This window comes from Nonomuraea sp. B1E8 (assembly GCF_039871515.1).
GTDB lineage: Bacteria > Actinomycetota > Actinomycetes > Streptosporangiales > Streptosporangiaceae > Nonomuraea.
On the sequence record NZ_JBDPLS010000003.1, the window covers coordinates 491,577 to 512,860 of the forward strand.

17 protein-coding genes are annotated in these 21,284 nt (G+C 71.8%); 8 read left to right on the plus strand and 9 right to left on the minus strand.

The window, feature by feature from the left end; all coding sequences use genetic code 11:
- The first annotated feature begins 88 nt into the window (after window positions 1-88).
- Genes ABGA98_RS14165 through ABGA98_RS14175 form a run of 3 tightly spaced genes read left to right on the plus strand, consistent with a single transcriptional unit; the run spans window position 89 to window position 1,978 of the window.
- Window positions 89-466: a hypothetical protein gene (locus ABGA98_RS14165; protein WP_347618706.1), complete on the plus strand. Its 378-nt coding sequence runs from the start codon at window positions 89-91 to the stop codon at window positions 464-466.
- Window positions 467-503: 37 nt separating this feature from the next.
- Complete coding sequence (locus ABGA98_RS14170) at window positions 504-755, plus strand: hypothetical protein (RefSeq protein WP_347618707.1); 252 nt, start codon at window positions 504-506, stop codon at window positions 753-755.
- A gap of 47 nt (window positions 756-802) precedes the next feature.
- The gene (locus tag ABGA98_RS14175) at window positions 803-1,978 is read left to right on the plus strand and encodes a serine hydrolase domain-containing protein (protein ID WP_347618708.1); all 1,176 of its coding nucleotides are present in this window, start codon (window positions 803-805) and stop codon (window positions 1,976-1,978) included.
- A 35-nt stretch (window positions 1,979-2,013) separates the two neighbouring features.
- On the opposite strand, the gene ABGA98_RS14180 is transcribed toward ABGA98_RS14175, so the two are convergent.
- On the minus strand, window positions 2,014-2,340 hold the full coding sequence (locus ABGA98_RS14180) for a hypothetical protein (RefSeq protein ID WP_347618709.1): 327 nt from the start codon (window positions 2,338-2,340) through the stop codon (window positions 2,014-2,016).
- A 153-nt stretch (window positions 2,341-2,493) separates the two neighbouring features.
- Here ABGA98_RS14180 and ABGA98_RS14185 point away from each other — a divergent pair, with 153 nt between their 5' ends.
- Complete coding sequence (locus ABGA98_RS14185) at window positions 2,494-5,109, plus strand: tetratricopeptide repeat protein (protein ID WP_347618710.1); 2,616 nt, start codon at window positions 2,494-2,496, stop codon at window positions 5,107-5,109.
- A 16-nt stretch (window positions 5,110-5,125) separates the two neighbouring features.
- Here ABGA98_RS14185 and ABGA98_RS14190 read toward each other — a convergent pair whose 3' ends face one another.
- Complete coding sequence (locus ABGA98_RS14190) at window positions 5,126-6,238, minus strand: hypothetical protein (RefSeq protein WP_347618711.1); 1,113 nt, start codon at window positions 6,236-6,238, stop codon at window positions 5,126-5,128.
- A gap of 99 nt (window positions 6,239-6,337) precedes the next feature.
- Here ABGA98_RS14190 and ABGA98_RS14195 point away from each other — a divergent pair, with 99 nt between their 5' ends.
- Window positions 6,338-6,655, plus strand: a complete 318-nt coding sequence (locus ABGA98_RS14195; protein WP_347618712.1) for a hypothetical protein — start codon at window positions 6,338-6,340, stop codon at window positions 6,653-6,655.
- Window positions 6,656-6,726: 71 nt separating this feature from the next.
- Here ABGA98_RS14195 and ABGA98_RS14200 read toward each other — a convergent pair whose 3' ends face one another.
- Window positions 6,727-7,251: an ATP-binding protein gene (locus ABGA98_RS14200; protein WP_347618713.1), complete on the minus strand. Its 525-nt coding sequence runs from the start codon at window positions 7,249-7,251 to the stop codon at window positions 6,727-6,729.
- Between the two features lie 212 nt (window positions 7,252-7,463).
- Here ABGA98_RS14200 and ABGA98_RS14205 point away from each other — a divergent pair, with 212 nt between their 5' ends.
- The 3 genes from ABGA98_RS14205 (at window position 7,464) to ABGA98_RS14215 (ending at window position 10,914) form a co-directional block, all read left to right on the plus strand.
- A complete protein-coding gene (locus ABGA98_RS14205; RefSeq protein WP_347618714.1) occupies window positions 7,464-8,831 on the plus strand; it encodes a helix-turn-helix transcriptional regulator in 1,368 nt (455 codons plus the stop codon).
- Window positions 8,832-9,014: 183 nt separating this feature from the next.
- Entirely contained in the window at window positions 9,015-10,325 is a 1,311-nt protein-coding gene (locus ABGA98_RS14210; RefSeq protein WP_347618715.1) for an ATP-binding protein, read from the plus strand.
- On the plus strand, window positions 10,270-10,914 hold the full coding sequence (locus tag ABGA98_RS14215) for an RloB family protein (RefSeq protein ID WP_347618716.1): 645 nt from the start codon (window positions 10,270-10,272) through the stop codon (window positions 10,912-10,914). The genes ABGA98_RS14210 and ABGA98_RS14215 overlap by 56 nt, the downstream gene beginning before the upstream one ends.
- Window positions 10,915-10,920: 6 nt before the next feature.
- Here ABGA98_RS14215 and ABGA98_RS14220 read toward each other — a convergent pair whose 3' ends face one another.
- The 6 genes from ABGA98_RS14220 to ABGA98_RS14245 all read right to left on the minus strand — a co-directional run bounded on the left by ABGA98_RS14220 (window position 10,921) and on the right by ABGA98_RS14245 (window position 21,241).
- The gene (locus ABGA98_RS14220) at window positions 10,921-12,147 is read right to left on the minus strand and encodes a TIGR02679 family protein (protein WP_347618717.1); all 1,227 of its coding nucleotides are present in this window, start codon (window positions 12,145-12,147) and stop codon (window positions 10,921-10,923) included.
- On the minus strand, window positions 12,137-16,213 hold the full coding sequence (locus ABGA98_RS14225) for a TIGR02680 family protein (protein ID WP_347618718.1): 4,077 nt from the start codon (window positions 16,211-16,213) through the stop codon (window positions 12,137-12,139). The genes ABGA98_RS14220 and ABGA98_RS14225 overlap by 11 nt, the downstream gene beginning before the upstream one ends.
- Complete coding sequence (locus tag ABGA98_RS14230; protein WP_347618719.1) at window positions 16,210-17,562, minus strand: TIGR02678 family protein; 1,353 nt, start codon at window positions 17,560-17,562, stop codon at window positions 16,210-16,212. The genes ABGA98_RS14225 and ABGA98_RS14230 overlap by 4 nt, the downstream gene beginning before the upstream one ends.
- Entirely contained in the window at window positions 17,559-19,085 is a 1,527-nt protein-coding gene (locus tag ABGA98_RS14235) for a TIGR02677 family protein (protein WP_347618720.1), read from the minus strand. Before ABGA98_RS14235 ends, ABGA98_RS14230 begins: the two co-directional genes overlap by 4 nt.
- 85 nt (window positions 19,086-19,170) lie before the next feature.
- Window positions 19,171-19,755 carry a short chain dehydrogenase gene (locus ABGA98_RS14240; RefSeq protein WP_347618721.1) on the minus strand — a complete coding sequence of 195 codons (585 nt, stop codon included), beginning with the start codon at window positions 19,753-19,755 and terminating at the stop codon, window positions 19,171-19,173.
- Between the two features lie 28 nt (window positions 19,756-19,783).
- Window positions 19,784-21,241, minus strand: coding sequence for a sulfatase (locus ABGA98_RS14245; protein WP_347618722.1), 1,458 nt, complete (start codon window positions 21,239-21,241; stop codon window positions 19,784-19,786).
- Window positions 21,242-21,284 lie beyond the last annotated feature (43 nt).

The following is a 21,284-nucleotide window of genomic DNA, read 5'->3' on the forward strand; positions in this document are numbered from 1 at the left end:
GAGACGATGTTCTGTCCGCCCGGGTGCCACTTCCCGGCGTGGTAGTAATGAGATCCGCGCAGGAGGCAGGAAAGACAGAGCTGGCACCATGACCGAGCACTACCTGGGCGTTCTCGGCATCGCCGAGGCGCTGGGAGTGACCCGGCACGCGGTGCACAAATGGCGCTCCCGCCATCCGGCCGGCTCCGATCACCCGTTCCCCGAGCCCGACGTCGAGATCGACGGGGCTCCCGGCTGGCGTCCCGACCGGGTGGGGGAGATCGTCCGATGGCGCGACGGCCTGCCGGGCCGGGGCGCGGGCGGAGGCCGTCCGTCCGCCGCCCGCCAGGACTACCTCAGGGCGGCCCTGGCGCGCGGTCTCGGCCGCGACGAGGCTCTGCGCGCGCTCGCCACGTTCACCGCGGAGTTCCCCGAGATGACCGAGCCGGAGGTCTGCGCCTGGCTCATGGAGAAGTGGCGCCGCTAGCCTGCCGGATCCACCGGCGATCCCAAGGAGACCCTCGATGGCCCACCTTCCCCGGCCCGGCCGCACCCCCTTCACCGCGGAGGAGAAGCTCCGGGCGGAGGCCAACTTCGTCCCCCTCGTCGCCGAGCACCTCACCGCCGGCGGCCGGTTCAGGGTGAGCGCCGACACCCCCGAGCTGACCGAGCTGTTCCAGAACGTCGCCCGCAGGGTGGGCGAGCTGCTCGGACGGCCCGTGGTCAGCTACGCCAACGGCAGGTACCTCGTGATCGCCTTCGGCCCTCAGGAATGAGCGCCGCCGGCGACCGCCACCTGATCCACCAATGGAGGCGACGACGCATGCCCGACATCAGCGGGGAGACCGCACCGGGATTCGAAGCAGTACGTACGGCATTCGCCCGCAACCTGGCCGAGCACGAGGAGATCGGCGCCGCGGTGGCCGTCTACCTGCACGGCAGGAAGGTCGTCGACCTGTGGGGCGGCCTGGCCGACCCCGACGAGGGCCGTCGCTGGGAACGCGACACCCTCCAGGTCGTCTACTCCACCACCAAGGCCGTCACCGCCGCCTGCGCGCACCTGCTGGCGCAGCGGGGCGAGCTCGACCTCGACGCGCCCGTCGCACGCTACTGGCCGGAGTTCGCGGCGCAGGGCAAGGAGCGCATCCCGGTGCGCTGGCTGCTCACCCACCAGGCCGGGCTGCCCGCCATCGACCGGCCGATCACCCCGGCCGAGGCGATCGCCTGGGACCCCATGGTGGAGGCGCTGGCCGCCCAGCGCCCCTTCTGGGAGCCGGGCACGGAACACGGCTATCACGGGCTCACGTACGGGTGGCTCGTCGGGGAGGTCGTCCGGCGGGTGAGCGGCCGCAGCCTCGGCACGTTCCTCGGGGAGGAGATCGCCGGCCCGCTCGGCCTCGACCTGTGGATCGGGCTGCCGGAGAGCGAGCTGCACCGGGTCAGCCGGATCGTCACGTCCGTGCCCGGCACGGCGGACCTGGCAGGGGCCGACCTGGACGCCCTGCCCGAATCCGTGCGCGAGATGATGCGGGCCTACACCGACCCGACGTCCCTGACCATGCGCTCGATGTCCGTGGTCTCGCCCCCGCTCGACCACAACGACCCCGCGGAGCAGCAGGCCGAGATGCCCTCCACCAACGGCATCTGCACGGCCCGCGCGCTGGCCCGCTTCTACGCCGCCCTCATCGGCGAGGTCGACGGCCACCGCATCCTCACCCCCGCCACCCTGGCGGCGGCGACCGCCGAACAGACCGCCGGCCTCGACCGCATCCTGCGCCTGCCCGTCAGGATCGGCACCGGCTTCGGCCTGCCGACCCCTGACGCGTTCTTCCACACCCCCACGACCTTCGGGTTCCCCGGGCTCGGTGGCTCGCTCGGCTTCGCCGACCCGGAGAGCGGGCTCGCGTTCGGGTATGTGATGAACCACGTCAAGGAGGACGGCGAGAACCGGCGAGCCGCCACCCTGGTGGAGGCGGTCCGGAACGCGATCGGCGGTTAGTCGGCCGGCGGTCGGCCGGTCCCGGGGACGCGGACCTACCACACGGGGCTGAGCTCGTACTTCGCGGACTTGACGTACTTCGCGCCCGGAGGGCAGAGCGCGATGGCCCGGCTGCTCACACCCGCCCTCTCCCAGGCGCTGTAGTAGGTGCCCTTCGGGCCGCCTCCCGGCTCGTTCGTGCACAGTGCCACGGCTCTGAACTCCCCGGTCCCGCCCGTGCACCTCGCGGCCGCGCCCTCGGCGCCCGAGCCGGGGCGATAGAGGAAGGCCGAGCAGCCGGTGGGCGTCGCGGACGCCGGACCCGGATACGTCACCACGGCCATCCCGGCCGCCACGGCGAGGGCTATCGCTACTTTTCTCACGTCGTTCTCCGCTCGTACGAGAAATGTCGCGGAATTTCTAACAGGCGCTGGTATGCCCGAGGTATGTCGCCGGTCCGTGGAAAGCGGCTTTGCCGCGGATCAGCGCACGTATGACAATGGCCGCCCCGGGAGCGGCGACCATCGGAGTTGCGAATGTCCTCAGAAGAGCGTGACGGTGCCGACGCGGACGCTGCAGAGGAGTCGCCGGCGGCGTTCGGGACGCTGTTGCGGGGCTGGCGTGAGCGGGCGCTGCTGACCCAGGAGGAGCTGGCCGCACGGGCGGGCCTCAACGCCCGCACCATCCGCCGGCTGGAAGCCGGAGACCTGCGCCGGCCACGCGGCACGTCGGTGCGGTTGCTGGCCGAGGCGCTCGGTCTGGACGATGCGGAGCGGGCGACGCTGACGCACGCCGCGAGAGGTGCCGGGGAGAGCGCGGAACAGGCGGCGCAGACGCACGCCGCGAAAAATGCCCCGGCGAGTCCAGGCCCCGTGCGGGTGCCGCCGCGGCACCTGCCCGCCGACGTGGTGGCGTTCACCGGGCGGGAGCGCGAACTGGCCGCTCTCGACGGCGTCGGCGACCTGGGCACGGCGGGCACGGTGGTGATCACCGCCATCGACGGCATGGCGGGCGTGGGCAAGACGGCGCTGGCCGTACACGCCGCGCACCAGCTCGCCGCCCGGTTCCCCGACGGCGACCTCTTCCTCGACCTGCACGGATACACGCACGGCATGGTCCCGGTGGACCCGGCCGAGGCGCTGGCCAGAATTCTCGCGGTGCTGGGCGTGCCCGGGGAGTCCATCCCCCAGCACGCCGACGACCGGGCGGCCCTGTACCGGAGCGTGCTGGCGGACCGGAAGATGCTGATCGTGCTGGACAACGCCGCCGAAGAGGCGCAGGTACGGCCGCTGCTGCCCGGTTCGGGTGGCTGCCTGGTTCTGATCACCAGCCGGCGGCGGCTGATCGGCCTGGACGACGTGCGTACGGTGTCGGTCGACGTGTTGCCGCCGGCCGAGGCGGTCGCGCTGCTGACGCGTACCGCCGGCCACGAGCGAGTCGCGGGCGAGCCGCCGCAGGCGCTGGCGGAGCTGGCCCGGAGGTGCGGGCGGTTGCCCCTGGCGATCCGGCTGGCCGCGGCCCGGCTCAAGGCGCATCCGACGTGGAGCGTGGGGCACCTGCTGGCACGGCTGGAGGAGCATCACCACCGGCTGGGCGAGCTGCACGCCGGGGAGCGCAGTGTCACCGCGGCGCTCGATCTCTCCTACCGAGGGCTGGAGATCGCCGAGCGGCGCGCTTACCGGCTGCTGGGGTTGCACGCCGGCACCGACATCGCCCCGGACGCGGCGGCCGCGCTGCTGGCCACCTCCGTCGCGCAGGCGACCGGCCTGCTGGACCGGCTGCTTGAGGGAAACCTGCTGCAGGAGCCGGTGCCCGGCCGGTACCGGTTCCATGACCTCATCCGCGCTCATGCCGCCGCCCTGGCCGGTCAGGAACCAGAGGCGGAGCGGCGTGCCTCGGTCACCCGGCTGCTCGACCACTACAGCCGGGCCGCCACGGCGGCCATGGACCGCCTCTACCCCTACGAGGCCGACATGAGGCCGCGCCTCCCGCCGGGCGACGGCCCTCTGCCCGCGATGGACGACGCGGAAGGTTGGCTGGAGGCGGAGCTGCCCAACCTGCTGGCCCTCGCGCAGCACGCGGCCGAACACGGCTACCTGCACCACATCCGGCACCTGTCGGCCACCCTGCACCGGTGCCTGCGCATCCGCGGCCGCAACCCGGAAGCCGAAACCCTCAGCACACGTGCGCTGGCAGCCGCCCGCACCGCCGCCGACCACACGGGAGAGATGGAGGCTCTCATCGCGCTCGGCGAGATCCGCCACCGGCAGAGCCGCTACGAAACCGCGATCGAGGACAACGTGCGTGCTCTGGACATCGCCCGCGCCACGGGGCATCGCTCAGGAGAACTGCGGGCGCTCAACTCCCTGGGGCTGCTCCGCGCCGTCCACGGTGAGCACAGCCGGTCGATCGAGAACTTCGCGCAGGCGCTCGCCATCGCCCGCGAGACCGGCCACCGCAGCGGCCAGCTGGACGCGTTGATCGGCGCCGGCCACATCCACCGGATGGTGGGACGGCACGGCGAAGCAGCCGGCTCCCTCGCCGAGGCTCTGGACATCGCTCGGGAGACCGGCCACCGCACCGGCGAGGTGCGCACGCTGCTCGCGCTCGGTCACCTCCATCTCGGCCGCGGCGAGTACGAAGCGGCCACCGACCGCTTCACCCGGGCCCTCGACCTGGCCAACGGCACCGAGCACCGGCTCGGCCAGCTCGACGGCTGGATCTCGCTGGGCGACATGCACCGCATCGGCGGGCGGTACGAGCAGGCCCACGCCTGCTACGAGCACGCCCTCGACCTCGCACGCGAGCTCGGCAACCGCAACTGGCAGTTCGAGGCCGTCCACGGCATGGGCCGGCTGCGGCACGAGCAGGGCCATCACGAGCAGGCGCTCGACCACCACCAGGAGGCGCTGCGGCTGGCCACGGACCTGGGCCAGCCGGGCGACCAGAGTCGCGCCCACGACGGCCTCGCCCACGCCCACGCCGCGCTGGACCAGTACGACGACGCCCGCCACCACTGGTCGCAGGCGCTGGCCATCCTGAGCAAGCTCGGCACCGACCACACCGACGAGCCAGGCGTCGACGCCGACAGTATCCGCACCCATCTCGCCGCTCTCGGGACGGACGGGTCCGAGCTCCGCCGCGACCCCTGACGTGGGCGTCCGGCGTTCATCGGCGGCGGGGCGTGTAGGGCGGGAACGCGGTCCTGTCGTCGAGGTCGAGGTCCGTGTCGGGCCAGCGGCGGCGGAGCAGGGCGGCCAGCCGGCGGGCCCAGCCGGCCAGGTGGGGCAGGCTGCGGTGCTCGTCGGCGGTACGGGCGGCGGCCTCCAAGGTGGCGACGAGCTGGACGCGGCTCCCGTCGCCCGGCGGGCGGGCCTCGACCCTGGCCAGGCGTTCCAGCCGGAGCAGGACGTACGAGAAGCAGGCGGCGGCCAGGCCGAAGCCGTAGCGCCGGTCGTCCTCCGCCTCGGGCACGCCGGCGGCCAGGGCCCGGCGGTAGCCCTCGGCGAAGGCGGCGTCCACCGACACCCAGCCGGGACCGGGGACGTGCAGGCAGACGGCGTCGTGCAGCGCGTGCGTGTAGCCGGCGAACTCGAAGTCGATGAGGCGGGCGTCCGGATCGCCCGTCGCGTGCACGAGCACGTTGTTCGCCTCGGGGTCGCCGTTGCTCAGCGCCAGGAACGGGCCCGGATGCTCCAGCTCCTCCAGCGCGGCGGCGAGCTCCCGCTCCGCCTCGCCCTCGATCGGCACGCCGAGGCGGGCCGCCTGCCTGCGTCCCTCCTCGCGAAACCCGGGGAACCTCTCGGCGGCGCCGGCGGGCCCGAGAGCGCGTCTGCGCACGCCGTACAGTGCCGACCTGCCCGCTGTGGCGGCGCTGAGCTCACCGCGGATGCGGGCGAAGGCGGCCAACCCTTCCGCATGGGCGGTGGCGCCCTCCGCACGCAGCAGCCCGTCCAGCGCCGTACGCGGAGCCAGGTCCTCCAGCACGACGAGCTCCGCGTCGAAGTCGGCGGCGATCACCCGCGGCGCCAGGCCGGACGCCACGTCGTCGGAGAGGAACCGCAGCGCGGCCACCTCGGTGCGCAGCCGCTGCGACGTCGCGTGACGGGCGGCGCCCGGGTGCGGGCGCATCCACTTGACGATCACCCGCTCCCCGCCCTCCAGCCGCGCCCGCGCGATGGCGTACGGCTCCAGCCGCCGCCACCCGGCCACGGCCACAGGACCGGACCGGTGACGCGACAACAGGGACTCCACCCGGGTGACGATCACATCCACGGTCACCGGCGCCAGCCTACGTGGCCTCGCCCGGCCGCCGGAAGATACCCTTTCTCGGGACAAGCTGTTCGACAACACCGCCACGGAGCCGGGGACCGACTGACGATGAGCGCGGAACAGGATTTCCAGCAGGTCGGCGCCGAGCTGGCCGACCTGGGTGTACGGATTTCCAGGATGATGGGGAACCCCTCGCTCAAAGATCAGGCGGGCAAGGTGTTCGCGAGCCTGCAGCGCGACGGCGCGATGGTGTTCCGGCTGGTCAGGGACACTCCCGAACACACAGCCGCGCTCCAGCTGGCCGGCGCGTCCCTGTTCGACCCTTCGGGGCAGGGCAGGGTGATGAAGGACTGGGTGGTCGTGCCCCACTCCGCGGCCGAGATGTGGACAGACCTGGCCGAGGCCGCCCTCAGCCGCCCCCGCTGACAGTGGACGGTGTAGGACGTGCGGCAGACCGGCCAGGAACGCTCGCGAGCGAAGAAGTCGCGTGAGAGGGCCTACGGTGTGGAGCGGACGTGGATGGTCGCCCACACTCTGTGACCGACCGTGTCGTCGCCCTCAAAGCCGGTTTCGTCGGCGAGGGCGGCGACGATGGCCAGGCCGCGGCCGTGGTCGGCGTCGACTCGGTGGCAGGGAGTGAAGCGGGGGCTGCCGCCCCATCCGCAGTCATAGACGGCGAGGGTGGTGGCCGTGACGGCCTGGATGATCTCCACGATGAAGGTGCCCTGCGTATGGCCGCTGCTGGTGTGGCGGAGGGCGTTGGTGGCGAGTTCGGCGACGATGAGCTCGGCGTCGTCCTGGTGGGACGAGCCGGCCAGGAGATAGCGCGTGAAGTAACGGGCGCCGGGGATCTGGGCGGGAGTGCCGGGGAAGGCGCGTCGCCAGGTCAGGCCGCCGGGGTGCAGTCCGATCGTCGCGTCGACATGCTCGGGACGGACGAGCGCGGCGGGCGGCCCAGCCTCGCGCTGCCTGGGTACGTACGGGCGGGCCGGGGCGTGGGGGCGGCTGCCGGTAGGGGTCACCAAGGTTCCTCTCTCGGGCGGATGGCTGTAGGAGAAGCAAACGGTGGCCGGGCGTGACGCAGCAGATCTTGACGTAGGCGTTGGCCCTGACGTGAGGGCTGTGCATGCCGGTGGTCGTTTGCTGGACGTTTCGGCCGGTGGTGGGGCGTGCTGGGCCGCGATCACGGACAATGAGTGACGTTGCGGCCACTTGACGTCTCGCGGGAGGGGCTGTGGGGGATCGTGGTGGGCGGCCTGAGCTGGCGAGGGCGCGTAAGCGGCTGGGGATGAGCCAGGAGGAGGCGGCTGAGGCGTTGCTGGTCACGCCGACGACGTTGAGCCGGTGGGAGCGCGGCGCGCAGGACATCCGCCCGGTGTATCGGGCGCGTATCGCCCAGGTGTTCGGGGTGAGCGGGGCTGTGGTCGAACGGTGGTTGCACTGTTCGGAGCCGGTGGGCACCGAGGTGTGGCCTTTGCCGGACTTCAGCGACCTGTCCATCGCGGCTACCGTGAAATCCGCTGAAAAGCTCTGGAGGGGCGAGTTGGATCTCGACCGACGCCACCTGCTGGCCACGCTGCCCTTCGTTCCCGCTGCCCTGGACAGCTGGTTGTCGTCGTGGAGTTACGGCCCACCTGCCAACGCGGCGGTCTCGCAGAGGGCCGGGCAGGCGGTGGGGCTCTCGGACGTCCGGCGCATCAGGGAGATGTTGCGGACCTTCCACGCGATCGATCATCGGTACGGCGGCGGCATCGTCCGTCCGGCCGTGGTGGACTATCTCAACTCCCAGGTCGCTCCGCTGCTGCGCGGCTCCTATGACGACGAGGTGGGGCCCGAGCTGCTGACCGCGGCGGCCGAGATGACGATGTACGCCGGCTGGACGGCCTTCGACATGGCTCATCACGGGCAGGCGCAGCACTACTACGGCCAGGCTCTTAAGCTGGCGAAGATCGCCGACAGTCCCTTGGCGGGGTCTCACATCTTGACCACGATGGCCCATCAGGCGCTGCACCTGAATCGTCCCGCATACGCGTTGTTGCTGAACCGGGCGGCCGTCGAAAGCGCGCGCCGGGGGCAGGCGTCACCCAGGGTCATGGCACTCATGCTGACCAGGGAGGCATGGTCCACCGCCGCGCAGGCACAGCCGACCAGAACCGGAGACGGGCACGCTGCCAGGCGTGTTGAGCAGCTCTTGAGCGAGGCCGAGCGGGCCTACGGTCAGGGACCGAAGGATTCGGATCCCCCATGGCTTGCGGGGCACGATGAACCCCAGTTGGGTGCGGAGATCGGCGCGACCTGGCACCTGCTGGGCAAGCACGATCGAGCGGCGGGCTACGCCGAGCATGCCGTTCGCGCATTCGACGGGCACCGTCCACGGTCGGCCCAGCTCAACCGGCTCGCCGCCGCCAACGCCTACCTCGGCAAGCGGGAGGTGGAGCAGGCCGTCGACACGGTCCGCACAGCCCTTCCCGCCGCCGGGCGGCTGGCCTCACACCGGCTGGTTGAAAGCATCCGGCAGTTCGACAAGCGGCTGAGGCCGTACGAGAACACCATTCACGTACGGGAGTTCCGCGACTACCTGCACCACCAGCTCGCCGCCTGAGGTGGTTACGCCGAGCCGCCGGGCCCTGGTCGCTCGGCGCCGGTGGATGCAGGAAACAGCTATCCGAACGGGACGGCGCGCAGGGTCGTACGACGACGGCCCGGGACGCCGTCGACGATCACCTTCGCGGTTGTTCCGCAGCAGATAAGCTGTGGGTCGGCGTAGGAAGGGGTGGCGGCCGATATGTTGCTGAGTTTCCGCGCAGCCAACCATCGATCGCTGCGCGAAGAGCAGCAGCTGCTGACGACACCCGCCTACGAAGAGCCTCCTGTGCCTGAAGCGGGTTGGTCGGCGGTGCCCGTCATCGGGATCTTCGGGCCGAACGCCGCCGGGAAGTCCAATGTGCTCGACGCGCTCAGATACATGGCCCATGTGGTCAGGTGGTCGTTCCGGGAGAACGAGCCAGATGGCGGCATCCGGCGATATCCGTTTGCGCTCGACCGCGACGTGGCTTCCAGCTACGTTGTAGATCTGCTCATCGACGATGTCCGCCACACTTATGGATTCGCTGTTGACGATGCCGCCGTCGTCGAAGAGTGGCTGTACAGCTATCCGCGCAAGCGGGAGCGGAAGGTGTTCGAACGCAGCGGTGACGACTTCAGCTACGGGGTCCATACATCTGACTCCGTCAAGAGCTTGGCGGAGCTCGTCGCGCCCAACGTTCTGCTCCTGTCGCTTGGAGCCCGTGCCCGCCAGGAGGCTCTGCAACCCGTCTATCGCTGGTTCGCCGCGCAGCGATACAGGTCGTCTTCCACGATCATGAGCCGCGGCCTGGTGGCGCACAGGCTGGAGCGCCTGAGGACACCAGAGCTGCAACGCCGTATCGCCGATCTCATGAGTGCGGCGGATACCGGCATCAGCGGTTTCGAGATCGTCGAGGAGACAGATGAGGAGTTGGCGGCGCGAGTGGCCGGGCCACGGAATTTCGTGGGGGATGATCTCACGCCGACGCGCCAGGCGAAGCTGATTTTCCGGCATCCATGCGAGGGTAATGAGTTCATTCTTCCCTTTCATGAGGAGTCGGACGGCACACAGCAGTTGTTCACTCTGGCGATTTCAGTGCTACCGGTTCTGGAGAGCGGGGGAATCCTTATTGCAGATGAGCTGGACGCCAGCTTGCACACGTACCTCAGTGCGAAGCTGATTCAGCTGTTCCAGAGCCCGGTCACCAATCCGCGAGGCGCACAGCTCGTCTTCGCCAGTCACGACGCAGCGTTGCTCGGGCGGGTCCAGGGTCAGGATGTGTTGAGACGAGACCAGATTTGGTTCGTCGAGAAGAGCGAAGACGGCAGCACTCAGCTTTTCCCTCTGACTGATTTCAAACCGCGTAAAGAGGACAACAGGGAGCGTCGTTATCTGGCGGGCCGTTATGGGGCTGTGCCGACCGTGGATGACGAACTCTTCGCATCCGCGCTCACCACCCGTGTAGATTCGGCGCGTGTCTCCCCGGCAACCCAGAAAGAACGACGGTCCGCGCCCGCGGCGTTCGATTGAGCGTAAATCGTCACTGGCCCGTCGACCTCCGGGCGCCAGGGCCGAGCGGAAACGGTTTCTCATCTTCTGCGAGGGTGAGACGGAGGAAGGCTATTTCCTTGGCATGCGCCTTCGCGGCGGGCCGGTGCTGGAGATCGTCAATCCCCGTGCTGATCACGTACGTGTGATCGCGGAGGCCCATCGACGCCGATGCTCCGACGACTTCGATGACGGCGACGAGGTGTGGTGCGTTCTCGACACGGAACTCGACAGCGGCCTCGTCAAGCGGATGCAGGCCGAAGCGGGCAGTCAGGTGCGGCTCGCGCTTTCCACTCCGTGTTTCGACTTCTGGCTCCTGTTGCATCATAAGGACCATCGGGCTCCCTTCCAGACCGCGAGCGAGGCCGAGAAGGCGCTGAAGAGTGTGGTCCCGGGCTGGAGCAAGGGAGGCACGCGATATGCGGATTTCAAAGCCGGAGTGGCCGACGCATGCCGTCGAGCGAGGGCGCTCGACCCCGAAGCCGAGGACCAACTGCGTAATCCGTCCACGGCAGTCTGGAAGCTCGTGCAGGCGATCGGCCTGGCCGGTGGAGGCACCTCCGCAGGGTGACCAACGTCAGGAGGGCTCGGCGGCGAGGTCGGACAGGAGGGCGGGGATGAGGCGTTCCTCCATCACCGTCCGGCCCCGGCCCGCCATGAGGGGCGCCAGCTCGGCGTCCCAGGGGCTCGGCGCCGTGGGCCCGAGCAGTGGGGTCGATTCGCTCTCCGCGAGCCCCGCGGCATAGTCGGCCGCCGACATGCGCCATGGCGCCGCCGCGTGGCGGGAGATCGCGCGTTCGACGATCCGCAGGCCGGTCCAGTCGAAGTCGGCCCGCCACCGCAGCTCATGCCCGCCCGGCTCCAGCAGCCGGTGGCACGCCGCCGACGGCACACCTTCTGTGCAGATGAGCGGCGCGCATCGGGCGCCCAGCTCGGTGGCGGCCGCGCGGAGCACGGCCGGGTTCTCGCAGACGAAGATCGTGCCCTCGTCGAGGGAGACGGGAAAGCGGGTGAGCTGGTGCAGGGTCAGCCGGTACGGCAGGCCGTGCCCGGCCGCCTCCGCCAGCCATCCCGCGACCGGTCCCTGGCCGCGTACGGACAGGTTGAGCACGAGGACCTGGCTGGCCAGGTCGTCCACGATCACCCCGGCCGACTCCCACAACGTCCGCTGCCCCACGCGGTCACCAGGGACGGCCGCCAGTTCGGCGCGGAGCGCGAGTGCCCGGAGCACCAGCGAGGCCAGCGGCGAACCGGCCGACAGCGCTTTGGTGTCGCCGGTGGCCCGCTCGGCCAGCACGGGAAGCGGCATGGTCGGGGCGGGCAGCAGGTCGAGCACCTGGCAGGCGGTCGTGAGCAGTGCGCCTTCGCCGCGCCTGATGAGCCTGGTCAGTGTGCCGTCGGTGGCGAGGGTGTCGAGCCAGGCGGCGTGCCAGGGCCGGCCCGCGTGCCTGCCGTCCGAGCAGCCGGCGAGCAGCCGGTCGCGTTCCTCGCCGAGCGCGCGGCGCTCCGCGGCGCGGTCACGCAGAGGGCCGCCCAGCTCGGCCAGTACCTCGCGCAGGCCGCGGGCGTAGCGGTTGGCCAGGAAGGCGTCCAGGTCGGGCAGGGGCACGGTGAGCCGTTTGACGTCCTCGGGCCGGTAGCGGCCGGTCAGCCCGATGATGACCCGGCGCTCGGCCTCTGAGGGGGCGCCGATGCTGATCGAGCCCGACGACGTGCCGTCGCGTTCGAGCTTGCGCCGGGCGGCTGCCAGCAGCCGGGTCCAGCCCTCTTCCCGCAGCGCGTCGAGGTCGTGCTCAGAGCCCAAGCGTGGCCCCCTCCTCTTCCCGCGCCACCTTGCGGGTTCCCGGCGAGCCGAGGGCCGTGGTCAGCTCTCCGGCGTCGTCGGCCAGCAGGCGGGCGCCGTCCCACACGAGCAGCAGCGGGCTGACGGTGTGCTCGGCCGGGGAGTGGGCCAGGTCGTAGTGTGCCGCGGCGGATACGGAGGCGTGCGTGGCCCACAGGTCGTAGCCGGTCATGAACAGGTCGAGGTCGAACTGCGCCGCCAGCGACATCAGCTCGCCGCGCCCCGTGTCGTCCACGCCGGCGAACGCCTCGTCCAGCGCCAGCAGCCGTGGCGCCGTCGGACGGGCCGAGTTGAGCATGGCGTGGGCGGCGGCGAACAACGGCAGGTGCAGGGATACCGACTGCTCGCCGCCCGACAGGCGGCTGTGCCTGGACCTGGTCAGCCGTTCCTCCGTGCCGTCCGGCCGGACGAGTTGGAACGCGAACTGCCGCCACCTGCGATAGTCGAGCACGTCGGTCAGCAGCTCGCGGTAGGGACGATCACGGTGGCGCGCCCGCGCGTTCTTGATCTGTGCGGCGAAGTGCCCGCGCATCCTCGCCAGGTCGTCGGGGCGCAACCGTGCCGCGTCACCGTCGAGCAGGGCGCACACCGCGCGCTGCTCGTCGTCGAGATGGTCGGCCAGCAGCCAGCCCACCCCGACGGTGGTGCCGGAGGACATGCGGCGCGAGCGCATCTCCGTGTTCATCCTGCGGATCAGGTCGCGGGCGTCGACCGTGCGGTCGTGGATCTGCTGCGCCAGCCTGGCCAGCAGGGCGTCCTCGAGGATGCGCTGCTCGGAGTCGGTGAGCAGCTGCTGCTGGTCGTTCCTGCTGCTGGAGATCTTGGCGGCGAAGGCGCCGACCGGCAGCGGGCCCTCCTCGTCGGTGACCCGGACCACGATCACTCCGTCGGCGCCGTCCCACTCGGGGCGGTAGTCCTGGTCGGCGGCGGTCAGCTGCGCCTGCAGGTCTTCCAGCGCCTTGGTCAGCCGGGTGGTGGACTGCTTGAGCGAGATCTCCGTCGGCGTCAGGTCGCGGGTGACGGCGAGGATCGCCTGGTGCACGTCGCGCACGCCGGCCGGCAGCTCCTCGGCCTGCCAGTCGGCCTCCTGTGCGGGCCAGCCGAGGCCGGGCGGGCATCTGAGCACGTCGAGCAGCTCGCGGCGGGCATAGGGGGCCAGCTCGCGGGCGGTCCGGAACTCTTCGCGCCGCGCCACCGCCAGCGCCTCGCCCGACGTCTCCACGCGGGTGCGCGCGCTGGCCTCGGCGGTCAGCGCCTCCCGCTCGGCGGCCCTGGCCGACTGCGTCTCCCGTTCAGCGCCGGTGATGTCGCGCTCGGTGCGCTCGACCTCGGCCAGCACCTGCCGGGCCTCCGCGCCGACCGTCGCCTGCAGCGCTTCCAGCTTGGCGGCCTCCTCGGCATGCCGGCGCCGTGCGGCCTGCTCGGTCTCGGCGGCGTTCGCCTCATCCTCGGCCGCCTCCGTCAGCCGGTCGGCCGCGCTCTCCACGCCGGCGTGCTGGCGGGCCGCCTCGCGCCGCCGCCCCGCCAGCGCCCCGGCCACGCGTTCGAACCGTTGTACGGCTCCCGCCACCTCCTCGACCGTGTCCGGTGCCAGCGCTCGTTCGGCGCCCGTGCGGCGCAACGACCGTTCGGCGGCGCCGAACGCGGCGACGGCCTCGTCGAACCCGCGTTGTGCCCCGTCGGCGGCCTCTCTGGCGCCGCGCAGCCGTCCTGCCGCCTGCTCGCGGGTGCGCAGAGCCGCCACGATGGCCCCGGTCCTGGGGAGGCCGGCTCTCGCCGCGGCCACGGCCTCCAGCCGGGCCTCGGCCGCCTCGTCCTGCCGGTCGAGGCCGGCGATCGAGACGTCGAGCGAGGCCAGCCGGGCGTCGCACTCGGCCAGCCGGGCGGCGCGGCGGCGGGCCCTGGCCGTGGCGCCGATGTACTCGGCGTGCGTCTTGTGGTGCGCGCCGAGCTGGACGCCCTGGAAGAACCGGCCACCAGAGGTGATCACCGGGTGCCGCGGAGCGGTCTCCACAACGGACTCGCCGTCGTCGCGCCGGAGCACGACAGAGCGCAGGATCCCCGCGACCCGGTCGGCGGCGACCGGGCCCTCCTCCTCCGGCTCCAGCACGTCGAGCAGGGTCGGCCCGTCGGCCGGATCGCCTTCGAGCAGGTAGGCGTCGGAATCGCCCACGCGCACCGGCTCGGGCTCCGGCGTCACCCAGGCGTCCAGCAGGCCCGCGGCTTCCAGCGCCGCCTCGATCCCGGCCGCGTCCCGCTCGCCGGCTCCGTCTCTGAAGCGGACCAGCCGCCACAGTGGCGCTCCGGCGCGGTCCTCGCGCGGAGCCGTGCGCGCCGGGTGTTGTGCGGGGGCGTCGTCATGCTCGGCCGCGATGCGCTGCCGCTCCTCCTCGACGCGCCGACGCTCCAGCTCGGTCTGCCGTCGTGCCTCGCGCAGCCGGGCCCGCTCGTCCCGCAGGTCCTGCACCGCCGTGGCGGTCAGCTCGCCGAAGACGGCGTCGAGCGCCGGCGCGTCGGGCTCGCCCACCTGGTCCAGCGCCTCGGCGAGCGCGGTCGCCTGGTCCGCCGCGACGCCGTGGCGTGCGGCCCAGGCCGCCAGCTCCTCGCGGGCCGTGTCTCTGGTGCGCCGCACGTCGTCGGCCGCCTCCGACTGGGCCTGCTCGGCCAGGGCGAGCGCCTCCAGCGCGCGTTCCAGCGCGCCGTGAGCCAGCTCGCGGGCCTGCTCGGCCCGGCCGAGCGCGGTCAGCGCGGCCCGGACCGCGCGCACGTCGTCGGCGCGGGCCGCGACGCGCGCGCCGACCCGGTCGGTGAAGCCGTCCTCTTCGCCGTCGCCCGTGCTCCACGCGATGCCCGCCGCGTGCGCCTCGTCAGCCAGCTCGCCCGCAGTCCTGGAGACGGCGGCCTCGAGTTCGGCCAGGCTTCGCCGCGCGGCCTCCAGCTCGCCCGCCGCCCTGCTCCTGGCGGCCGTGCGCCGCCGAAGCTCGGTGAGGGCGCCGGCGGCGTTGTCGGCGCAGGTGCGCACCAGCCGTTCCAGATCGGCGAGCTGCTGCAGCGCCTCGTAGGCGGCGCTCGACTTGAGCTGGTCGAGCCTGGCGCGCAGCCCGGCCAGCGCGTCCTCGGCGGCGCTGGTGCGGGCCTCCGCCTGTGACCGCTCCAGCTCGGCTACCGCAAGCCGCTCCCGCGCCAGACGGCGGGACTCGGCGGCGGCGCTCACTTCGTCGCTGCGGCGGGTCAGCGCGTCGGCGGCCCAGCGCGCGTGGGTGCGCAGATAGGTGCTGTAACCGGACAGGAAAGACGCCGTGGCCTCGTCGGCGGCCACCAGCCCTTCCAGGGTGCGCTGCACCGACTCCATGTCGTCGAAGGAACGCGCGGCCTCGGCGATCAGCTCGTCGTCGATCGGGCGCAGGCCGTCGGTCAGCGTGTCGGAAAGCCTGGCCGGGTCGAGGTTCTTGGCCAGCTGCGGCCTGCGCAGGGTGAGGATCAGCGTGATGAGCTGCTCGTAGCGCTCCCGGCCCAGCCCGAACAGCCGCCGGTCGATGGCCGCGCGGTAGTCGGAGGCCGTGCCGATCAGCGCCTGCTCGCCCAGCTCCGCCGCCAGCTGCTTGCGGGTCATCGGCCGGTCGTCGGGCGTGAGCAGGGAGAAGTCCTCGCCGACGCGGCCGTCGCAGACGAAATGCCAGCGTACGGGGGTGTCACGGTGTCTCTGGGCGTGCAGCCCGACGCCGGCCGTGATCGACTGGCCCGTGCCCGGGTCGCGGAATTCCATCCAGACGTAGCCGAGCGCGGAGTCCTGCCCGCGGAAGAGCAGGTTGGACTTCATCGTGCGGTCTTCGGAGGCGAACGGGTTGAGCCGTTTGGGATCGATGCGCCCGTCGAGCACGAACGGGAACAACACCTCCAGCGCCTTGGTCTTGCCCGACCCGTTGGGCCCGCGCAGGACCAGCCAGCCCCCGGCGAAGGCGAACTCCTCGTCGCGGTAGTCCCAGAGGTTGATGATGCCTGCCCGGGAGGGGACGAACCTGGTCACTTCACATCCTCGAAGAGAGTGGTCTGCTCGGTGCGGCGCTTCACCTCCGCGGTCACGCCGCGATAGCGGGCCAGGAGCGGCAGCGCCAGAACGCCGCCCTCGACGACGGCCACCAGACGCAGCTTGGCCAGCAAGGCGACTGCCTCGCCGAGCAACCTGTCGGGATCGGTCCGCCAGACGGCGCCGAAAGCGGCTCCGTACTGGCCGACCAGGTCGCGCATGGTGCGTCTCAGCCACGTGTCCGCCAGGAAGGGGTAGGCGGACTCGCGCGGCGGCGCGCTCTCGAACCCGTCGTGCTGAGCCAGCTCGGTCAGCACGTTGGCGCGCGGCAGCGCCGCGTCGATCCGCGCCGCCGCCTCGGCCAGCCGCTCCGCCTCGGTGGGAGCGGGAAGCAGCGGGGGAGGATTGCGCCGGTTGCCAGGGCCGCAGTAGGTGGCGATGCGCGCGGCCAGCAGCAGGGCCGACTGCGCGATCGTGCCGCCACCGGGAAAGCGAACGTCCGACAGGCGCCCGGAGGTGTCGATGATCGCCACACCCTCCGCCCGGCGTTCGACGCTCAGCCCGGTCAGCCGCTCCAGGTCCTCGGCCAGGGAGGGGGAACGGAGCTGGCCGTGCAGGGACTCGTCGACCTGCTCGTAGTAGACGACCGGCTGCTCCAGCACCAGGCGCCGCGCCTTGCGGGCCGCCGCCCTGCGCATCGTGGCCTGCCCCTGCGCCAGACCCTGGCCGGTGTCGAGCAGCGCGGTGATGGAGGCGACATGCTGCAGGACGCGGCTCGGCCGGTAGACGACGCCGACGATCTCCCTGTCGATGTCGTAGAGCGCCTCGGCCCGGTCGGGATCGTTGACCCACGCGGACGCGGAGCCGTCGGCCAGGGCGAGCGCGCCGCGCCGCTCCAGCCAGGCCACCGCGTCCACGAACGCGTCGCGGTCGGGCTTGCGCTCGGTGTCCATGCCGAGCCCGTCGATCCTGGAGGCGTCGGCCGCCACCGCGTCGGCCAACTCGCTCAGCGAGATCTGCGTGCCGGAGCGGCCCAGCGCGGCCAGCGTGAGCATGAGGTAGGCGTAGCGCCTGCGGTTGAAAGGCCGGTCGGTCCTGGTCAGCGCCGGCATGGTGGCGTCGAGCCGGTCGTGGACGCGCAGCAGCCTGACGGTGTCGGCCGTGGTGAGCAGCCTGTAGCCCAGCACCTCCGGCAGGTCGGCGCGCAACTGCGCCGCCCACCGCCGCACCAGGGGGAGCGCGCTCCGGTCAGGGAAGGAGGGCGTGATCAGCGGGTGACGCAGCAGCAGCCGCACGGCCCGCTGGTAGTCGGCGAGTTCGAGCGGCGACACGTCCGCGGCGACCCTCATATGGAGGTCACCTCCAGGCGCAGGCCGTCGAGGTGCAGGCGCCCGCGTACGGTGGCCACCGTGGTCGAGCCGGCGCACGGCAGCAGGGTGAGACGGATGCCGTGCGCCGAGCCACTCGCGGACCCCGCGACCTTGCCCGCCACGGGGACCCGTGCGGACAACGCCAGGTCGAGCAGGCCCAGCAAGGTCTGCGTCTCCGGCTCGTCCAGCACCCGGTCGTAGAGAGCGCCGTCCGCGAGCGCGGCGGCGGCGGATCGGCGCTGCGCCTGTGCCTTGATCTGCTCGGCGCGCAGTTGCTGGCGCTGTGCTTCGTTGCGCTCGATCCGGCCCACCCCGTGCAGCCCTGGCGTGCGGCCCGACTGGACCAGCGTGCGTGCCACCCGCACCGGTTCGGCGTCCCACCACGACAGCCTGCTCGGGACCAGCTCCGGCTCGTCGTACGGCACCGCGACGTGGCGTGGCGACCCGAGATCGAAGGTGACCTGGAACAGCGCGTGCGCGTCGTCGTCGCTCGGGCAGGAGACGAACCACTGGGCCAGATGGCGTAGCTGGCTCTCCCTGCTCACGCCGCCGCGCCTGGCCTCGGTCACCCGGCGCAGCAGCGACAGGACTCCGGCGATGGCGGTGACGGTCGCGCCCTGCAGCCGCTCCGCCTCGCTCTCGGAGCCGTCGGCGAACCAGTGGGTCAGACCGGACCAGCGCTGCCGCCAGTCCTCCTCACGCTCGACCGGGGTGCGGAACAACCGCTCGTCCGCCTCTGACGCGAAGGCGATCAGCCGGTCGGCCCCGGTCTCGGCCACCTCCTCCACGGCGGCGGCCAGCAGCGGCTGGTAGCGGGCCAGTTCGGCGGTGAACTCGCGCATGTGGGTGAGCAGGGTGTCCTTGTGCGCCAGGAACACCTCGGGGCTCGTGTCGTTGGTGCGGGCCAGATCGCCGAGCATGAGATAGAAGCGGGCCGCCCGCATCGCCATGTCGGACAGCACCCCGTCGAGACGGCTCAGCTTGCGGTAGACCTCCTCGCCGTCGCCCTCCCTGTTGGCCGTGGCCAGCGCCTTCAGGTCCTTGAGGATGTCGGGGAAGACCAGCCTGGACAACTGCGCGTCCTCCAGGCCGGCGCCCAGGACGTCTTCCACCGCGCGGTAGGCCCGGTATCCCGCCTGGGTGAACTGGTAGACGTAGTGGCGGTTGCGGTATTCGGCCAGGTTGGCGGCGCGGGTGCCGTCATAGCTGCGGTCGAGCAGCCGCCAGTCGGCCAGCGAGTCGAGCAGCGGCTGCACGTCCTCGACCGCCGGGCAGGACGGATGTTCCTCGCGCAGCGACTGAAGCAGCTCGCGCGCCTGCGCGGCGTGCAGCAGCACCTGGTAGTTGGCGCGCCCGCGGTCGAAGGCGCGCAGCAGCCAGAGGTATTCGTGACGCTTCTCGGCGGCGGCGAAATGGAACAGCCGCATCCGGTCATCGAGGGTGAAAGCGTCGATCCCGAATGCGCCGGACGGCGCCTCGGGCTCCACTGTGGTCTCGTCCATCGCGTCCAGCATGCCGCACGCGACGGACGGTTCTCGCCATTATGCGATGAGAAGCGCTTCGTACGGCCGGGCCGGATGCCGCCCGTCACGGGACGATCGTCTGGCCCTGCGCGGTGCCCTCCACGGCCGAGACGTAGGCGCGGGCCACCTCGGCGACCGGCGTCCCGCCCGCGCCGTCGAGGCCCATGCCTTCCAGGGTCTCCTTGATCCAGCCGGGGGCGATCACATTGATCCGCAGCCCGCGGGGCAGCTCGCTCGCCGCGTTCCGTACGAATCCCTCAAGCCCGGCGTTGACGAGCGCGCCCAGCGACCCGTCGGCGAGCGGGGCGGCGAACGTGCCTCCCGTGAGGGTGATGGACCCGCCGTCCCGCAGGCGACCCAGCGCCCGCCTGGCGAGCGCGACCTGTCCCAGCAGCTTTCCCGCTGTTCCGGCGGCGAACTCCTCGTCCGTCACCGTCTCCAGCCGCACCAGCGGCCCGCTGGCCGCGCAGCACACCACCGCGTCGGCGTCGGGCACCGTCTCGAAGAGCGCGTCCAGCGACCTCCCGTCTTCGAGGTCCACCCGGACCGGCCCCCGCCGCGAGGCCGCGACGACCTCGTGGCGAGGGCTCAGGGCGGCCTCGACGGCTCGCCCCACGGTCCCCGACGCTCCTATCACGATCACTTTCATGTGATCCATGATGGCTCGTGAGCGTCTGTCACGCGTTGATGACCTCCTCCCTGTACTGGGCGTGCAGCGGGTCGCCGGTGGAGCCCATCCACGCGTCCATGGCGGCGCGCTGCCGTGCCAGTTCCTCGGGCGCGCCCCCGTCGGCGAGGTTGTTCAGCGCGTGGGGGTCGTTCGCGAGGTCGTACAGCTCCTCCCGGACGCGGAGCAGGTAGAACTGGGCACGCGCGGCGACCGCGGGGTCCGTCGAGTCGCGCATCGCGGGCCAGGTGAGGCCCTGCATGTTCTCCGCCCGGTAGTTCAGGGTGCCGTCGGACCAGGCGTTCCAGATGTAGCTCCAGCGCTCGTCGTGGACGCCGCGCATGTCGTAGCGCTGGTCCGAGCTGGACTCGTGGAAGACGGTGTTGACGTGGTCGCGGCCTGACTGGCTGCCGCCCTTCAGCAGCGAGGTGAGGTCGCGACCGTCCAGCCCCTCGGGGACGGTGGCGCCCGCGGCCAGGCACAGGGTGGGGAAGAGGTCCATGGTGGACACGAAGTGCTCGTCGTCGGTGCGGCCCGCGCCGGTCACGCCGGGCCACCGGACGATCAGCGGGGTACGCGTGCAGTGCTCGTACACGTTGGCCTTGCCGAACGGCACCGCCATGCCGTTGTCCGACATGAAGATCACGATCGTGTCGCCGGCCAGCCCGGACGCATCGAGCGCGGCCAGGACCGCGGCCAGCGTGTCGTCGGCGCGCCGGGCGCTGCTCATGTACTCCGAGACCTCCTGGCGGATCTCGGGCAGGTCGGGCAGGTACCCGGGCACCTCGGCGTCGTCCGGGCCGTACACCTTGGACGGCTTGGCGATCTCGTCCAGGACGTCCTTGAATCTCTCCTGCTCGGCGGCGCTGCCGCTGAAGGGCCGGTGGGGGTCCTCGGAGTTGGCCATCAGGAAGAACGGCCGATTCTCGGACTTCGCCCGGTCGAACAGCTCCGTCGCGTGCCGCGCGTAGTCGGCGGGGTTGCGCCCCATGCCCAGCTGCTGGTTGGGGGGGACGCTCAGATCCCAGGCGAACCGATCCTGCGGGCCGAGGTGGGCGACCTTGCCCAGGATGCCCGTCAGGTAGTTCAGCGGGCGGAGCAGCTCGTTCAGGATCGGCACGCCGGGGGCGATGTCCTCGAAGCCCTCGGCGCCGTTGCGGTGAGGGAAACGGCCGGTCATCAACGCGGACCGGCTCGGCTGGCAGATGGCGATCGGCACGTGCGCGCGGTGGAAGGCGACGCCCTCGCCGGCCAGCCGGTCGATGTTCGGCGTGAGGTCGGCCCGGCCGCCGAAGCAGCCGGGCGAGCCGCCGTGCATGTCGTCGACGGTGAAGAGCAGGATGTTCGGCGGCGCCGCGTCGCGGGCCCGCGGGGTGTCGCTCCAGGCGGCCCGCACGCCGAGGCCCGCGGCGACGGCTCCCGCGCCCGCCCCGGCCAGCAACGTACGCCGTGAAAGAGGTGTGTTCATACGTGTGATCTACCGGTCGGCGCGTTACGTTTCCGTTTCCGGC

Bases quoted from the DNA above. Each gene is read 5' to 3' on its own strand.
- ABGA98_RS14170 (WP_347618707.1), top strand. From the start codon at position 504: ATGGCCCACCTTCCCCGGCCCGGCCGCACCCCCTTCACCGCGGAGGAG.
- ABGA98_RS14195 (WP_347618712.1), top strand. From the start codon at position 6,338: ATGAGCGCGGAACAGGATTTCCAGCAGGTCGGCGCCGAGCTGGCCGAC.
- ABGA98_RS14175 (WP_347618708.1), top strand. From the start codon at position 803: ATGCCCGACATCAGCGGGGAGACCGCACCGGGATTCGAAGCAGTACGT.
- ABGA98_RS14230 (WP_347618719.1), bottom strand. From the start codon at position 17,562: ATGAGGGTCGCCGCGGACGTGTCGCCGCTCGAACTCGCCGACTACCAG.
- ABGA98_RS14235 (WP_347618720.1), bottom strand. From the start codon at position 19,085: ATGGACGAGACCACAGTGGAGCCCGAGGCGCCGTCCGGCGCATTCGGG.
- ABGA98_RS14240 (WP_347618721.1), bottom strand. From the start codon at position 19,755: ATGAAAGTGATCGTGATAGGAGCGTCGGGGACCGTGGGGCGAGCCGTC.
- ABGA98_RS14210 (WP_347618715.1), top strand. From the start codon at position 9,015: ATGTTGCTGAGTTTCCGCGCAGCCAACCATCGATCGCTGCGCGAAGAG.
- ABGA98_RS14245 (WP_347618722.1), bottom strand. From the start codon at position 21,241: ATGAACACACCTCTTTCACGGCGTACGTTGCTGGCCGGGGCGGGCGCG.
- ABGA98_RS14185 (WP_347618710.1), top strand. From the start codon at position 2,494: ATGTCCTCAGAAGAGCGTGACGGTGCCGACGCGGACGCTGCAGAGGAG.
- ABGA98_RS14165 (WP_347618706.1), top strand. From the start codon at position 89: ATGACCGAGCACTACCTGGGCGTTCTCGGCATCGCCGAGGCGCTGGGA.